Source organism: Erwinia sp. BNK-24-b, assembly GCF_047456155.1.
GTDB classification, from domain to species: domain Bacteria; phylum Pseudomonadota; class Gammaproteobacteria; order Enterobacterales; family Enterobacteriaceae; genus Erwinia; species Erwinia phyllosphaerae.
Genome location: NZ_CP179901.1, coordinates 4,165,519 through 4,181,845, shown reverse-complemented (window position 1 = coordinate 4,181,845; position 16,327 = coordinate 4,165,519). Strand labels below are relative to the sequence as shown.

General features: G+C 50.9%; 11 protein-coding genes and 4 tRNA genes. 9 read left to right on the top strand and 6 right to left on the bottom strand.

Features of this window, described 5'->3' with window-relative positions:
• Window positions 1-11: 11 nt before the first annotated feature.
• Complete coding sequence (locus tag ACMGGR_RS19310; RefSeq protein ID WP_414147635.1) at window positions 12-746, bottom strand: succinate dehydrogenase/fumarate reductase iron-sulfur subunit; 735 nt, start codon at window positions 744-746, stop codon at window positions 12-14.
• The gene (frdA, locus tag ACMGGR_RS19305; RefSeq protein ID WP_414147634.1) at window positions 739-2,520 is read right to left on the bottom strand and encodes a fumarate reductase (quinol) flavoprotein subunit; all 1,782 of its coding nucleotides are present in this window, start codon (window positions 2,518-2,520) and stop codon (window positions 739-741) included. The genes ACMGGR_RS19310 and frdA overlap by 8 nt, the downstream gene beginning before the upstream one ends.
• Before the next feature lie 254 nt (window positions 2,521-2,774).
• On the opposite strand from frdA, the gene epmA reads away from it, so the two are divergent.
• On the top strand, window positions 2,775-3,752 hold the full coding sequence (gene epmA / locus ACMGGR_RS19300) for an elongation factor P--(R)-beta-lysine ligase (protein WP_246761396.1): 978 nt from the start codon (window positions 2,775-2,777) through the stop codon (window positions 3,750-3,752).
• A 66-nt stretch (window positions 3,753-3,818) separates the two neighbouring features.
• Here epmA and mscM read toward each other — a convergent pair whose 3' ends face one another.
• From mscM to rsgA, 3 genes are all read right to left on the bottom strand, one after another.
• Complete coding sequence (gene mscM / locus ACMGGR_RS19295; protein WP_414147633.1) at window positions 3,819-7,145, bottom strand: miniconductance mechanosensitive channel MscM; 3,327 nt, start codon at window positions 7,143-7,145, stop codon at window positions 3,819-3,821.
• A gap of 9 nt (window positions 7,146-7,154) precedes the next feature.
• Window positions 7,155-8,054 (bottom strand): archaetidylserine decarboxylase, encoded by a 900-nt coding sequence (asd, locus tag ACMGGR_RS19290; protein WP_246761398.1) that lies wholly within the window; start codon window positions 8,052-8,054, stop codon window positions 7,155-7,157.
• Between the two features lie 88 nt (window positions 8,055-8,142).
• On the bottom strand, window positions 8,143-9,201 hold the full coding sequence (rsgA, locus tag ACMGGR_RS19285) for a small ribosomal subunit biogenesis GTPase RsgA (RefSeq protein WP_246761399.1): 1,059 nt from the start codon (window positions 9,199-9,201) through the stop codon (window positions 8,143-8,145).
• A gap of 92 nt (window positions 9,202-9,293) precedes the next feature.
• Between rsgA and orn the strand changes: the two genes are divergently transcribed.
• The 5 genes from orn (at window position 9,294) to ACMGGR_RS19260 (ending at window position 10,356) form a co-directional block, all read left to right on the top strand.
• On the top strand, window positions 9,294-9,839 hold the full coding sequence (orn, locus tag ACMGGR_RS19280; protein WP_246761400.1) for an oligoribonuclease: 546 nt from the start codon (window positions 9,294-9,296) through the stop codon (window positions 9,837-9,839).
• Window positions 9,840-9,986: 147 nt separating this feature from the next.
• Window positions 9,987-10,062, top strand: a tRNA-Gly gene (locus ACMGGR_RS19275).
• Between the two features lie 22 nt (window positions 10,063-10,084).
• Window positions 10,085-10,160 (top strand) — tRNA-Gly (locus ACMGGR_RS19270).
• A 22-nt stretch (window positions 10,161-10,182) separates the two neighbouring features.
• A tRNA-Gly gene (locus ACMGGR_RS19265) sits at window positions 10,183-10,258 on the top strand.
• 22 nt (window positions 10,259-10,280) lie between these two features.
• Window positions 10,281-10,356: transfer RNA gene (locus ACMGGR_RS19260), tRNA-Gly, on the top strand.
• Window positions 10,357-11,154: 798 nt separating this feature from the next.
• Here the strand turns inward: ACMGGR_RS19260 and ACMGGR_RS19255 are convergent.
• Window positions 11,155-11,631 carry a winged helix-turn-helix domain-containing protein gene (locus ACMGGR_RS19255; RefSeq protein ID WP_246760799.1) on the bottom strand — a complete coding sequence of 159 codons (477 nt, stop codon included), beginning with the start codon at window positions 11,629-11,631 and terminating at the stop codon, window positions 11,155-11,157.
• A 780-nt stretch (window positions 11,632-12,411) separates the two neighbouring features.
• On the opposite strand from ACMGGR_RS19255, the gene ACMGGR_RS19250 reads away from it, so the two are divergent.
• The 3 genes from ACMGGR_RS19250 to ACMGGR_RS19240 are packed head-to-tail and all read left to right on the top strand — an operon-like array spanning window position 12,412 to window position 16,326.
• Window positions 12,412-12,978 (top strand): fimbrial protein, encoded by a 567-nt coding sequence (locus tag ACMGGR_RS19250; protein ID WP_414147632.1) that lies wholly within the window; start codon window positions 12,412-12,414, stop codon window positions 12,976-12,978.
• 56 nt (window positions 12,979-13,034) lie between these two features.
• The gene (locus tag ACMGGR_RS19245) at window positions 13,035-13,754 is read left to right on the top strand and encodes a molecular chaperone (protein ID WP_414147631.1); all 720 of its coding nucleotides are present in this window, start codon (window positions 13,035-13,037) and stop codon (window positions 13,752-13,754) included.
• A 28-nt stretch (window positions 13,755-13,782) separates the two neighbouring features.
• Entirely contained in the window at window positions 13,783-16,326 is a 2,544-nt protein-coding gene (locus ACMGGR_RS19240; protein WP_414147630.1) for a fimbria/pilus outer membrane usher protein, read from the top strand.
• Window position 16,327 lies beyond the last annotated feature (1 nt).

Here is a 16,327-nt window from a genome sequence, read left to right as displayed (position 1 = left end):
CTGGCAATTCCTTATTGAGGCCGGAGGCTGGTAATCAGAAAGTCTTTGGCGCTCTCCACCTTGCTTTGCTGAATGGCCGCCGCCGGATCGACATGTTTAGGGCAGACCTCCGAGCAGAAGCCGACAAAGGTGCAGGGCCAGACGCCGTTATCGCCATTTAGCTGCGGCATGCGCTGCTTTTTGCCTTTATCGCGGCTGTCCAGGTTGTAGCGATGCGCTAAAGTGATGGCGGCCGGGCCAATAAATTCCGGATTGAGGCCAAACTGCGGGCAGGCGGCGTAGCAAAGGCCACAGTTAATACAGCCGGAAAACTGGTGATACCGGGCCATCTGTGCGGGCATTTGCTTGCCGGCACCGCCCTGGGCTGCGGGCAAGTCGCCAATGATGTAGGGCTTAATGGCCGCCAGGCTTTCAATAAAGCGGCTCATATCAACTACCAGATCGCGCTCGACGGGAAAATTCGCCAGCGGGGCCACGCGCATGCCTCGTGGATAATTACGCAGAAAAATTTTACAGGCGAGCTTAGGGATGCCATCGACCATCATGCCGCAGGAGCCGCAGATAGCCATGCGGCAGGACCAGCGGAACGAGAGGTCGCCCGCCAGGTTATCCTTGATGTACCCCAGCGCATCCAGCAGCGAAGTTTGTTCATCAAAGGGAACATTGAAGGTTTCAACGTGCGGCGCGGTATCCGTCTCCGGGTTATAGCGTTGAATAGCGATACGACAATGCGGCAGGTCAGCCATGCTGCGCCTCCTTGTGTTCTGATTCTGCGCCATAAACGCGTCTGGCAGGCGGCAGGCTAGTGATATTAACGTTGCCCCAGTCGATGGTCGGCGCGCCCTGCGGATTAAAATAGCTCAGCGAGTGCTGCAAAAAACGCTGGTCATCCCGCTCGCGGCAGCCTTCGTCCAGACGCTGATGCGCGCCGCGTGACTCTTTACGCGCAAAAGCGGCATGCACCATACACTCCGCCACGTTCAGGCCATGACCCAGCTCAATGGCATAGAGCAGCTCGGTATTGAATATGCTGGAGCTGTCGCTGATGCGCACGCGAGCAAAGCGTTCTTTTAACTCCGCCAGCTTGTCGATGGTCTGCTGCATCAGTTCCGGCGTGCGGTAGATGCCGCAGCCTTCCTCCATCGCCATGCCCATTTCATCTCTGATGGCTGACCAGCGCTCGTTGCCGGGCTGATTGACCAGCGCTTTAAGGCGCTGTTCGCAGTCGCGGCTTTGGGCATCCAGCGTGCTGGTGGTCTGCGCACGGCTTTCCAGCGCCCGTGCGGCCGCGTTTTCGCCAGCCAGGCGGCCAAACACCACCAGCTCCGCCAGCGAATTAGAGCCGAGCCGGTTAGCGCCATGCAGCCCGACAGAAGAGCATTCGCCCACGGCAAACAGCCCGCGAATGGCGGTTTCACAGCGTGCATCGGTGGCGATGCCGCCCATGGTGTAGTGCGCGGTAGGACGAATGGGGATAGGGCTGGTTACCGGATCGACGCCGACATAGGCTTTGCTCAGCTCGCAGATAAAAGGCAGCCGCTCCAGCAGTTTTTTCTCGCCCAGATGGCGTAAGTCCAGATGCACCACTTCGCCGCGCGGCGTATGAATGGTGCGGCCTTTTTGCGATTCGTGCCAGAAAGCCTGCGACACCTTATCGCGCGGCCCCAGCTCCATATATTTGTTTTTTGGTTCGCCGAGCGGCGTTTCCGGCCCCATGCCGTAATCCTGCAAATAACGGTAGCCGTCTTTGTTTACCAGAATGCCGCCTTCGCCGCGGCAGCCCTCCGTCATCAGGATGCCGGAGCCGGGCAGGCCGGTGGGATGGTACTGCACAAATTCCATATCCCGCAGCGGTACGCCATGCCGCAGCGCCATGCCCATGCCATCGCCGGTGACGATGCCGCCGTTAGTGTTATAGCGGTAGACGCGGCCCGCGCCGCCGGTCGCCAGCACCACGGATTTCGCCTGGAGCCGTATCAGCGCGCCTTCCATCATGTTCATTGCTACCACGCCGCGCGCTTCGCCATCGTCTACCAGCAGGTCGAGAACGAAATGCTCATCGAAACGGGTAATCTGCGGATATTTTAACGAGGTCTGGAACAGCGTATGCAGCATATGAAAGCCGGTTTTGTCGGCGGCAAACCAGGTACGCTCGATCTTCATGCCGCCAAAACGCCGCACGTTAACCGACCCGTCTGCGCGACGGCTCCAGGGACAGCCCCAGATTTCCAGCTGGGCCATCTCCTGCGGGCAGTGCTGTACGAAGTAATCCACCACATCCTGCTCGCACAGCCAGTCGCCGCCGGAAACGGTATCCTGAAAATGAAGGTCAAAGCTGTCATGCTGCTGGGTGACGGCGGCCGATCCGCCTTCGGCCGCCACGGTATGGCTACGCATCGGATAAACTTTTGATACCAGCGCGATGGAAAGCGTGGGATGCGCTTCCGCTGCGGCAATAGCTGCGCGGAGTCCAGCGCCACCTGCGCCGATAATGACTAAATCGGCAGTAAAAGTTTGCACGGTATTCTCCCTGTCAGGCTGTCATGGAAAGGATGAGGGAAGGCCTCGGTGAGCCAGTATAAGACCGGCAATGCAGGGCAAAATTGATGTGTTCAGGTATTCAGCCAAGAAAAACGCGGCAAAAATGTTAAGGAGCTAACGGTTTTCACACCGGGCTTGCTGTCTGCGCCCGGATAATTTTTATCGGCGCAGGTTTGTTTGTCCGCTGCGCCTCGGGTAGACTGCTTCACCCTTTCCTCTGCGGAGTACAAACTATGAGCGATACGGCCAGCTGGCAGCCGAGCGCGCCCGTGACCAACCTGTTAAAACGGGCGGCGATTATGGCTGAAATCCGGCGTTTCTTTGCCGATCGTGGGGTACTGGAAGTGGAGACCCCGGCGATGAGCCAGGCGACCGTGACCGATATCCACCTGTTTCCTTTTCAGACGCGTTTTGTCGGGCCGGGAGCGGCGCAGGGACTGGACCTCTATCTGATGACCAGCCCGGAATACCACATGAAGCGGCTGCTGGCAGCGGGAAGCGGGCCGATTTATCAGCTCTGCCGCTGTTTCCGCAATGAGGAAGCGGGTCGCCATCATAATCCAGAGTTCACCATGCTGGAGTGGTATCGCCCGCACTACGATATGTATCGGCTGATGAATGAAGTTGACGATCTGTTGCAGCAGGTACTGGACTGCGCGCCAGCCGAAACGCTTTCCTATCAGCAGGCGTTTATTCGCCACCTGGAGATGGATCCGCTGTCGGCGGATAAAGCCCAGATGCGTGAAGTGGCGGAAAAGCTGGGCGTGGGCGACTTAGCCAACCGCGAAGAAGATCGCGACACGCTGCTACAGCTGCTGTTTGTGACCGGCGTGGAGCCGCAGATCGGGAAAGAAAAACCGGCCTTCGTTTACCACTTTCCGGCGAGCCAGGCCGCGCTGGCGGAAATCAGTACGGAAGATCATCGCGTAGCGGAACGCTTTGAGGTCTATTTCAAAGGGATTGAGCTGGCTAACGGCTTCCGTGAACTGACCGACAGCCGCGAGCAGCGTCAGCGCTTTGAGCAGGATAACCGCAAGCGAGCGGCGCTTGGCCTGCCGCAACAGCCCATCGACAATAATCTTCTGGATGCGCTGGCACACGGCATGCCGGAGTGCTCCGGCGTCGCGCTGGGGGTGGATCGTATCGTCATGCTGGCGCTAAAGGCCACACAGCTTAGTGAAGTGATCGCGTTTTCCGTCGACCGCTGCTGAGTTTTACGGTAGCCCGAGGAGCGAAAAACAGGCGCCCCGGGCTGCCGAAAAACGCAGGGCGCTGGCTTATAACCCGCCTGACCTGTAGGTTCTTGCCGCTGGCGCGCCGTTGTTAACCGGCGTTTTACGACCAATGGTTTCCATCCGCACCTGGAACGGTGGGAAAGGCATTTCCAGACCGTGTTCATGATAGCCGCGTAAAATCAGCTGGTGAAGCTCGTGGCGCAGCGGCATGCGGTGGCCCATTTCCGCGGCGTGGATACGCAGTTCAAACAGCTGAATCCCCTGCTGCAAATCAACCAGAAACGCTTCTGGCTGCGGCGTATCCAGAACATACTGGCAGCGCTGCGCGGCGGTCAGCAGCACGGCAGTCACCTCTTCGCTGTTTGCCTCTGCGGCTGCCGGAATCGTCAGCACCACGCGCGTCACCGAATCGGACAGCGACCAGTTAATAAACTGCTCGGTGATGAAAGCCTTATTCGGCACGATAATCTCTTTGCGATCCCAGTCGGTGATAGTGGTCGCACGCGTATTGATGCGCGTAATACTGCCGGTCAAATCGCGAATGGTCACGGTATCGCCGATGCGAATCGGTTTTTCAAACAGAATAATCAGGCCGGAAATAAAGTTGGCGAAGATCTCCTGCAGGCCAAAACCCAGCCCCACACCTAACGCCGCGACCAGCCATTGCAGTTTCGACCAGTCGATGCCGATCATGGAAAAGCCGGTCAGCCCGCCAATCAGAATCAACACATATTTGGTCAGCGTGGTAATGGCGTAACCGGTGCCGGGCGTCAGGTTAAGATGCTGCAACAGCGCCAGCTCAAGCAGTGCCGGCATATTGCGCACCAGCTGAGTGGTGATAATCAGCACCAGAACAGCAATCAGCACCGAACCCAGCGTGATAGGCTCCAGGCTTTCAACGCCCTGTACCGTGGTGCTGGCGTCCCACAGCCGGATATTTTCCAGAAAACCGAACGCCGAGTGGATTTCCGACCAGAGTACAATCACCGACACCAGCGCAATCAGCGTCAGAATGGAGCGAACCAGCCGCAGCGAGCGGGCGCTAATGGCATCCAGATCGATAACCGGTTCATCCACATCCGTCTCTGAACTTTGCGTGGCCGTTGCCTCTTCTTCACCTTTGGCGCGCTGGGCCAAAATTTCCGCACGGCGATTACGGGCGCGGTCGAAGGCGATTCGCCGCCGCTGAATCAGCATCCAGCGACGAATAATATGGTAGATAATCAGCAGCAGGAACCAGATGGCCAGCGAGGTTTCCACTCGGGCCAGCAGCGCCTGCGCCGTCGCCAGATAGCCAATACAGGAGGCCAGCGCGGCGATCAGCGGAATGCAGATCATCACGTTCCACAGGATATTGCTGATAAAGTTTTCGCCGTTGCCTTCTTTATCCAGATAGAGAGGAATGCCCGCTCGCTTGAGGCTAACGGTAACGAGGCTAAGCGCACCGCAAATCAGGATAAAACAGACGCGGCCAAGCGTGGCGGAAAAATGGCGTTCGTCAAGGTTATCAAAGCCGATCAGCAGCATGATCAGCGGCACCACAAAACCGATGCAGAGCGTATAAAAGCGCATCGCTCGTGCTACACGGTTTTGCTGCCAGCGGAAATGGACGATAAACAAGCCTTTCGAACGGGCAAAGCCTGCGCTAATCATAAAGGCCCACAGCAGCGGCACGGTGGCGGTAATGCCGTCGCCCGTCGCCACGGCGACAGGGTAGGGCCACGCGTGCTGTAAACCATAGCCGAGCGCCATCCACAGCACCGGCAGCGGCAGGGCAACCAGGATCGACCAGAACACGGTGCGCATGGTTAAGCCGAAGCGATCCTGGGTAACTTTGCCCACCTTACTGGCAGAGCGATCAAGAAAATCGCGATAGTGACGGCGTGAGCTCAGGCTAAAGCCAACCAGCAGCACTGCGCCAATAATCGGCAGAACGGTTTCCCGACTGGTAAACATCATCACCAGCGCACCGCCCAGCTGGCCAAGCGTATTTATCGACAGCAGATTACGCAGGTCGCGCATCAACAGGATCGGGAAATCAAGATGTAGCGCGCTGACGTCGGCCGTCCAGAAAAGATAGCGGTGCGTTGCATCTTTAATCTCTTTTAGCGCGTCTTCCAGCTGGCCGTTGGCTACCTTGAGCTTGGTGACTTCCAGAATCAGGTTATCGCTGCCGGAAAGCAGTGAGCCAATCAGTTCGCGTTGGGTTTTGAGCTGGGCATCAAGAATTTTGCGCTGCTCGCTGGTAAGCGGCGAGCCGTCATCCTGTCGGAGCTGGCGGAGCTGCTGCTGTCGTTCCAGCAGATCTTCATAATGCAGCCGCTGTACGCGCAGCTGCGCCATATCATTATCCAGCTGCTGCGGCTTGGGCATTTCCGGTAAACGCGCAACCTGCGCGCGTAGCGCTTCGCCCAGTACGGTAGAAACGCCGAGCCACTGCGACTGTTCGCGAATGGTGCTCAGCGCCTGACGAACCTGAATGGTCTGGTTAACGGCCGTACGCTGCTGCGAAGCGACCAGATCCATCCGCTGCGCCTGCTGATTAAGCGCATTAGAAAGCTCGCGGTTAACGCGAAACTGTTCGCTGAGTTTCTTCGGCAGTTCGCCGCTGTTTTCCGCCAGCTGCTCTGTTTTTTCCAGGGCAATTTCGGCTTCGCGTTGACGACGGCTGTTAAGCTGATTACGCAGATCCTGCAAATAAGTATCGAGCTGGGTCGCCTTGCGCTGATGGATTTCACCCCGCATGCGTGCCAGCTCCTGGCGATTGTTGGCCGACAGCTGCGCCAGTTCCAGTTCATCGACCCGCGCTTTGCGCGCTGCCGCTTCTGCCTGACGGGCGGACAGCTGCGCCTGGGCAAGCGGCGTAGTCGGCCCAGGCTGTCCCTGTAGACGTCGTTCGATCTCGTTTAGCGCGCGCCGGGCGTCCGACTGCTGTAGCGGCAGCTGGGAAAGGGAGTCGCTGATTTCTCTGGCGCGGTCCTGTTCCTGCTGCGCCTGGCGTCCTTCCTCCAGAAGCTGGCTACTGACCTGAAGGATTTCCTGATCCAGTTCAGATGCCGTCATCGTGTTACGCACGGCTTTACTGCTGTCGCTAAGCGCGGCCAGCTGCTGGCGTAAATCGCGAGAAAGTTGCGGGAAGTCGTCAATGACCTGTTGATAGTCGCTGGCGTTGGCCAGCGACTTTTGCCGATCGTCCAGCCAGTTTAACGCCGACTGCAGCGCATCTACCATGTCCGCCTGGTTAGGCTCCTGACTGGACTTTGCCTCTTCCAGGGCCTGCTTGAGCTGCGCAACATCGGGCGCGGTGGCGGCCCAGGCGGGCTGGAGCAGCGCCCAGCCCAGCAAAAGAGTAACTATCAGGCGTAACATGCGTCTCTGCTATGGGTGATGTAGAACTTCTTCAGCACTGGTTTTTTGCAGTGCGATCGCCAGCGTCTGACCCAGGCGCGTTTTGGTTTCCGGCGTCAGGCTTTCCGCCAGCTTCACTTTATCCCGGGCAAACAGGTTAATAACGGTAGAGCCCAGCTTAAAGCGGCCCATCTCCTGACCTTTCAGCAGCACGACCGAGCCTTCTTCATCCGCGCCTGGCCAGCTCCAGCGTTTAATCACGCCTTCACGCGGTGGCGTAACGGTACCGGCCCAGACCGTTTCGATGCTGCCTACAATGGTGGCACCGACCAGAATCTGCGCCATAGGGCCAAATTCGGTATCAAACAGGCAGATGACGCGTTCGTTACGGGCAAACAGGTTAGGGATGTTCTGCGCCGTCAGCGGATTAACGGAATAGAGATCGCCAGGCACGTAGATCATCTGGCGCAGAATACCGTTACACGGCATATGCACGCGATGATAGTCACGCGGTGCCAGGTAAGTCGTGACGAACTCGCCGTCGCGGAACATATCGGTCATGGCGACATCACCCGCCAGCAGCGCTTCCAGCGTATAGGTGTGGCCTTTGGCCTGGAAGATCTGGTCGCCTTCGATATGGCCCAGCTGGCTGATTGCGCCATCGCACGGCAGCACCAGCAGGTTCGGGTCAGTTTCCAGCGGACGGGCATCGTCGCGCAGCGGGCGAACAAAGAAGTCGTTAAAGGTGCGATAGCTGGCGGTATCCGGCTTCTGCGCCTCTTTCATATCGACTTTGTAGAACCAGACAAAAATATCAATAACGGCTTTGGTCAGCCAGCCGGCGCGCTTGCTCGCGCCCCAACCAGCCAGTTCAGTAAGGCCTTTTTTAGGCAAAACAGCATTCAGGCCGAGTTTCAGACGATCCAACACAGTAGCCTCCTGGCTTTCTGAAATAAATTAAGGGTGCGGATTGTAACAGTGTCCGGTCGTTCAGGCTATGACGCCCGCTCCCCGGTTTTTAGTCGCTGTTCTCTGAAAAGCTGCGTCGTGTTTTTTGCTGCATTTCTGACATGCTGTCCAGAATACGGTGGTAGTCTTCGAAACGCGACTCGTCAATATCACCCCGTTCCACCGCTTCGCGAATAGCACAGCCCGGATCGGTGTCGTGCTTGCAATCACGAAATTTGCAGTGACCTAAAAACTCACGGAATTCGACAAAGCCGCGCGTGATTTGTTCCGGCTCCAGATGCCATAAACCAAATTCGCGCACGCCCGGTGAGTCGATAACGTCGCCGCCGTGAGGGAAATGGTACAGACGAGCAGCGGTGGTGGTGTGCTGTCCCAGGCCGGAAACGTCGGAAACGTCGTTAGTCAGGATTTCTGTTTCCAGCTCCAGCCCCAGCAGCGCATTAAGCAAGCTGGACTTTCCTACGCCGGACTGACCGGCAAAAATGCTGACGCGGCCAATCAGCGCGGCTTCCAGCTCGCTCAGACCCTGCTTGCGATGGCTGGAAACCATGATGACGCGATAGCCAATTTTACGGTAGATAGCCATCTGCTCTTCAACAAACGCCATGCCTTCTTCATCCAGCAGATCCGTTTTGTTCAGCACCAGCAGCGGCTCGATATCCAGCGTTTCGCTCGCTACCAGATAGCGGTCGATAATGTTTAGCGACAGCTCGGGCAAAATAGCCGAAACAATCACAATCTGATTGATGTTGGCGGCGATAGGCTTTACGCCGTCGTAAAAGTCAGGTCGGGTTAGTACGGAAGTGCGCTCGTGTACCGCTTCTACAATGCCTTTCACGGTTGCGCTACCTTCTGCGCCGGGCCGCCAGAGTACGCGATCGCCGGTAACCAGAGAGCGTAAAGTGCGGCGGATATTACAGCGGTGAACGCTGCCGTCCGCATCCTCTACGTCCGCATGCATGCCAAAACGACTGATTACCACGCCATCACGCGCTTCGCCAAACAGGCTATCATCCGGTTCTGGCTTATCGGCGCGCTGCTTAAGACGGCGCTCATGGTTGGCGCTGACGCGACGTTGCTGACCTTTAGACAGTTTGTTTTTGCTCACTCTTCCTCACACGGCTTTGCTTCGCCCTGACAGGGCAAAACGTTTATGATACACCCTAACGTTTGACGATATAAGCCACGGCGAGAAACCCTATGACAGTAAATGCCAATAATCTGATCTGGATTGACCTTGAAATGACCGGCCTGGATCCGGAACAGGATCGCATTATCGAAATCGCCACGCTGGTGACCGATGCTGATTTAAATATTCTGGCGGAAGGGCCGGTTTTTGCCGTTCACCAGTCTGACGAGCAGCTGGCGTTGATGGACGACTGGAACGTAAAAACCCATACCGGTAGCGGGCTGGTAGCCAGAGTGAAGGCCAGCCAGCATGACGATCGCGCAGCCGAGCTGGCAACGCTCGCTTTTCTGAAAGAGTGGGTACCGGCAAACGCCTCGCCTATCTGCGGCAACAGTATCGGCCAGGATCGCCGTTTTCTCTTTAAATATATGCCGGAACTGGAAGCGTACTTCCACTATCGCTATCTGGACGTCAGCACGTTGAAAGAGCTGGCGCGTCGCTGGAAACCTGAAGTGCTGGACGGCTTTAAAAAGCAGGGTACGCATCAGGCCATGGACGATATTCGGGAATCTATCGCTGAGCTGGCGTACTACCGCGAAAACTTTATCCGCCTGTAATACCGTGCTGACAAAATCGGCATTAAGCTGGTTTTGTCAGCAGTTAAGCGTGAAAACGAAAAAAATTGCCGCTACAGGCTTGCGACGATTTCCATTTCTCGTATAATGCGCTCCCCGTACAGGAAGAGTTTTTAACCGGTACGCAGAGCGGGAATAGCTCAGTTGGTAGAGCACGACCTTGCCAAGGTCGGGGTCGCGAGTTCGAGTCTCGTTTCCCGCTCCAAAGTTTTACTGCACCACCCTAAGCGGGAATAGCTCAGTTGGTAGAGCACGACCTTGCCAAGGTCGGGGTCGCGAGTTCGAGTCTCGTTTCCCGCTCCAAAGTTTTATTGCACCACCCTAAGCGGGAATAGCTCAGTTGGTAGAGCACGACCTTGCCAAGGTCGGGGTCGCGAGTTCGAGTCTCGTTTCCCGCTCCAAAGTTTTACTGCACCACCCCAAGCGGGAATAGCTCAGTTGGTAGAGCACGACCTTGCCAAGGTCGGGGTCGCGAGTTCGAGTCTCGTTTCCCGCTCCAGAATTTCTCTCCTCGTATATGCTTCTTACATCCTCTGTTTTTCTGCTTTTTTAGCATCATTCTCACATCCTCTGTTCTTTCTATTCGTACCATCATTCTTACATCTTCTGTTTTCTCTATCCGTACCATCCTTCTTACATTCTCTGTTTTCTCTATTCGTACCATCCTTCCTACATTCTCTGTTTTTCTCTGTTCGTACCATCCTTCCTACATTCTCTGTTTTCTCTATTCGTACCATCCTTCCTACATTCTCTGTTTTCTCTATTCGTACCATCCTTCTTACATCCTCTGTTTTCTCTATCCGTATCATCCTTCTTACATTTTCTATTTTTCTCTGTTTTAACAGCCTTAAAATCTTTATAAGCTGCTGTTGTGCTGTTGTGCTGTTGTGCTGTTGTGCTGTTGTGCTGTTGGATTTGACTGCCTGACTGCCTGACTGCCTGACTGCCTGACTGCCTGACTGCCTGACTGCCTGACTGCCTGACTGCCTGACTGCCTGACTGCCTGACTGCCTGACTGCCTTGCAGTGCCATCGTATTCCGACCGTGCAACCGTTCGGTTACGCCGTCCCTCCGTCAGGCTGTTACTCTGCCACCCAATCGCTTTGCCACCCAAACACTCAGCCTTTCCTGCTTCCTGCCCGTTAACCTTCATTTTCTTAAACCTGTCGCGTATTCTCCGTAAAGCTACGTCGCACAATAAATATAATATGCAGACGTATACAAAAAAGGCCTGACTCTTTGCTAAGTCAGGCCCTGTTTGATCACATGTTTTTACGGCAATAGTTACCCGTCAAAATCAGCGGAAACGCGCGATAGATATCAGCATTTTTTTAGGGTAAGAATTAAAGATCTTCCGACAAAAATTCTTCAGGCCATGTTGTGTTTCCGTCTGGTTTACCGTTTTACGCGGTATCGCACTCAGGGTTTTTTCTTCCAGAGGCAGGCTATCGCAAATACGCCATCCGCGACGCGGGTGAGTTTGAATAATATCTTCACTAATCCCCGCATCCTGTAGCTGTTTCCTTAGTTTAGATATGGTCTGGTATAGCGTATTAGGCGTAACAATCTTTCCATGATCTTCCCAGCCGACCTTATATAAATCGTTATGCGTTACTATTTTCCCACTTTGATAGATCAGCAAATGTAAACAGCGGGCAGCAGTAACATAGGTGGTAAACTCTTCTCCTGTCTTACAGGAAATAATTTTGTTTTGCTGTGGAATAAAATAGACCTGATCATTGATGCAATAAACAATATAATCTTTATTATCCATGGTGTTAATCATCCTTAATATCGAACATGTTTAAAGAATTATAATTATTATTAAAAAAAGCCGTTTGGCCGGAAATCATACTAAATGCATTATGCCAGAAGCAAGCCAAACTGATAACTATTTTGATGTCAGTTTATGTAATTCATGCAGGAGCGATTATAAACTTTTATTTTTTAAAATATAGTTTAGAAGCTAATATTTAACCGGTAAAGAAACTACTTACTTAATCTTAGTTATGTTAAGCGAGAGAACAGTAAACCTTAACGTAAGTGTGAATGCATTCTTTTTTACATTCAACGATTTTTTTGCTGATCCGATGACTTACCGGATTATGATGTATTGTTGCAGGATTGATAAGGTAATATTTTGTAATAGTAGATTTTAATAAATAGGGTAATCAGGAGCCAGGACGCTCGTCCGTTGGAACTTTATTACAAATGGGCAGAAGGTCATGTTGGCAGCGTATTAATGAGTTTTGTTTTATTGTAATGAAAATCTGAAAAGATTAATCAAAGCGGTTTTAGTCTTAAGTCATTATCGGGAGGTAATTTCCAGAAAAGATTTAAAAAGTGCAAAATTTATTATAATTAGATTCATGTATATGATTCTCATAGGATTTTATCAGATTAATAAATAATTAATAAGTAAAAATTAGATTTATCCTATAGAGGGATTTAAGATAGTTTCACCACTTCTCATTGCGATAGCTGAGCAGGAAGATAGTTGGTAATTAAAATGTTAAGGATATTGCATTTTGGTTTTTATATTTAAGGAGATAGAATGAAGGCTATAAATGGAAAGTATTTATTGCTTGCTGCTTGTGTAGGTTTTTCATCAACAGCCGCCACAGCAAATGATGGCACAATTACTTTTGAAGGCAAAATTGAAGATGCAACCTGTGAAATCAGCGGTGGGGACGATATTGATCCCGATCAGGGGGCTAATTTTACAGTAACTTTGCCCAAAGTAAGCGTTAGCGCCTTAGCAAAACCGGGGCAATTTGCCGGGGATACACCCTTTTATATCAATTTAAGCGGCGAAAATTGCCCGACTGGTAAAGTTGCTAATGTAATTTTTGAACGCGCGCAGAGCACAAATATTGATAGTGCTACGGGTTACCTTAAGAATACGGAAACAACCGGAGGGGCCAAAAACGTCTTTGTGCGTATCTTGAACCACAATAAAGAGGGGTTGAACCTGACGCAGGCTAATGCGCAGCATCAACCTGTTACTATCGATAGTAAAAAAGCCAGTTTTAAGTACTGGGGACAATATGCTGCCGTTGGTAATGCTGCAACAGCCGGTACGGTTAAAAGTGATGTGATCTACTCTATCACTTATCAATAATAAAAAGGGGATTTAATCCCCTTTCTGGACCGTACCCGTTTAACCAGGAAGTTGTAATGTTAAAACCAATTTTATTATTGTCAGCGCTATGCTGGTCGGCCTGTTCATGTGCGGCCATACAAATTCTTGCAACCAGGGTTATTTTATACGAAGCGGAAAAAGAACAGTCATTTACTATAAGAAATACGGGCGATGCACCATCGTTAGTCCAGATTTGGTTATCCAAAAAAGATAACAGCAGCATGAATATTACGGATGATATTCCCCTGGCGATTATGCCGCCAATCGCGCGCATTAATGCAGGCAGTTCTAAGGTGTTCAGATTCTTTCCCACAGAGAAAGCATCGGCCGCTTTGCCAGCAGATCGGGAAAGTATGTTCTGGATAAATGCGCTGGATGTCCCTGCTGTTGATGATGAAAACGTGGCTGAAAATAAGTTAAATATTGCCTTTCGGACGAGGATAAAGGCATTTTACCGCCCCAGTGGTATTAAAGGAACCCTAATAGAAGCAGGAGAGAATTTGCAATGGTCAATGAGTAAAGAAGCAAATAATTTAGTTTATACCGTGAATAATAACTCTCCTTATCATATTTCCGTAGTTGATTTTTCACTGAAAAAAGGGGAGGAAACGATATCCTCATTGCCTGGCGATGTGATTGCTCCATGGGAAATAAAAAAATACAAATTTAAAAACGTATCTGATTCCAGTGCATCATTAAATTACCAGTATATTTCTGATCTCGGCGCCTATATACCAAAAAGAATTGTCTTGTAATTACTTGAATTAACAATGGCATGACATAATGAAAATAAAAGATAAGATAAAAAGTATCTTTTTAGGCTCGGCTATGTTCGTGGTATGTGAAAGCTGTATTGCACTTGAAGAGATAACAGGTGATCAGGCATCTGTAACCGAAAGCAGAAAAGTTAAGTTCAATACGGCATTCATAACTGAATTTAATAAAGATATAGATATAAGCTGGCTAGAGGAGGGAGCGAAAATCACGCCGGGTACTTATCGTGTTAAGGTGTTTATTAATGGAAAGAAGACGAAAACCTACACGATACGTTTTGTTAAGGAAAAAGAAAGTGTTTCCCCTTGCATTCCTGCCGATGTGTTTAAATATGTTACGTTAAATGAAAGTGATTTACCAAACAACTGGCGGGAGACAGGCTGCATTAATCTTTCCAATGTGTTTAAAGGCGCGACGGCAAAGTACGATTATGATAGCGAAACCTTAAGGATCACAGTCCCGCAAATTTATTTAGCAAGCGATATTGAGGGGTTTATCGATCCTTCCCGTTGGGACGAGGGGATTAATGCGTTAAGCCTGAACTATTCTTTAAGCGGTACCACCAGTTCAGGGAGGTATTCTAATTACTCGGCGTATTACGGTAATTTGCAAACGCAAATGCGTGCAGGGGCATGGCGCTTTACTACGCTGGATGCGCTTACCGGTGGTAGCACTGATAAAAATAAATTGCAGCATTTGCAGGCTTATGCGCAACGAGCGATTGCTACCGGTCTGGCTGAACTATCGCTGGGCGACTTTAGTACCAGCGGCAATTTCTTTGAAACTATCCCTTTACGGGGGGCAATGTTAAAAAGTGATGAAAGAATGCTGCCGTGGTCGATAAAAGGCTATGCGCCGCAGATAAGCGGCATAGCTTACAGCAATGCAACGATTACTATTACACAAAATAATAACATTATTTATGAAAAAAATATCCCACCAGGCGAGTTTAAAATAACAGATCTGATTGCCCCAGGCTTGGGTGGTGATTTGGAAGTAACGATCAGAGAAAGTAATGGTGCCATAAAGAAATTTAAAGTGCCGTATAACAGTTTGCCGCAACTTGTGCGCAAAGGCCATTTTAACTATTCACTGGCCGCCGGAAAAATACGCCATTATACCAGCATTAACACCCCCGGTTTACTGGAGTCTGGTTTGAGGTATGGCCTGATGCACAACTTGACAATATATGGCGGCAATCGATTAACCACCGATAAATCCTATTTTTCTATGAGTGGTGGTGTGGTGTTTAATGCCGTACCCGGCGCAATAAGTATTGAGCTAACCCAGTCAACTATTATGGATGGGGCGCTAAAAAGCAAAAATAACCTACGTGATAACAGCAGGGTTAAAATTGGGCTGGCGAAAAAACTCAGCGAAACCGACACTTTTATTAACGTATCTGGTTATCATCACCTGGGCGATAGCTTCTATTCCCTGAATGATTATTTAGGGGCCAGAGAAACAAAAAATGGCCGGAATAGCCGCAGTAATAACAGCCTGGAGGTCACACTTTCTCAGCAACTTACACCGGGGTGGGGCGAATTATCACTTATTGGTTTGTGGGAAAAAAGCAGGTATAGCGATGCCTGGGGGGGCCATTCTTCTTATCTGTTAGGCTATAGAAATAATTATGATTTTGTTAATTACAGTCTGAGTATAAATAAAACATATACTGCATCCGGAAACAGCGATACTGCTTTTTTTGCTAACGTTTCAATGCCGTTAGGATATACAAAAAAATCGCCGCCTGTACTACGCGCTGCCGTAAGTTATAACAATGAACAGGCAAAACTGACAACATCAGTGAATGGTAGCCATCAGGGTAAAGATTATAGTTCAGGATTTAGCAGCTATTTTAGCCAGACAAGCACGAAGCAGTCCGACTTCGGCATTAATGTTAGCCATACCGATACAGTTTTACAAAAAGGAGTTGGCTTTAATCAGAGAAAGGATGGCTATGGTTTTTCAGGCACGCTTGCAGGAGCATTACTGATTCATGCCGAAGGAATGCAGTTTTCACCTTACCTGGGTGATACCGTTGCTTTACTGAAAGCTCACGGTGGCGAGGGTGCCACAGTTTCAGGGAATATTTATTCAAAAATAAAGAAAAACGGTTATGGGCTGCTGGCTAATCTTTCGCCTTATGAAGAAAACAAAATTTTCCTTGATACTAAAGGTTCACCGTTAGGGTTCGATACAGGTGATGATGAATATATTATTGTTCCAACCGCTGGCGCAGTAATAAAGCTGGAGTACAAAAGTAATGCCCAATATAAAAATAATTTTTTGGCCAGGATAAAAGATGTTAATGGTAAAAGCTTACCCTTCGGTACGCGTGTTCAGGATGAGCAGGGCAGAGATATAGGAACGGTCGGACAAGCCGGAATAGTCATTATTTCATTGCCGGATAAATGGCAACCAGTCGTGGCTAAATGGAAAAAAGATAACAAAACAAAAAGTTGTTATATCGAACCGTGGGAAGAAGAGATAGAAAAACAGAGGCAGGCAGAAAACAGATCGATAACGCTTATTTGTAAGGAGAGTAAATAAA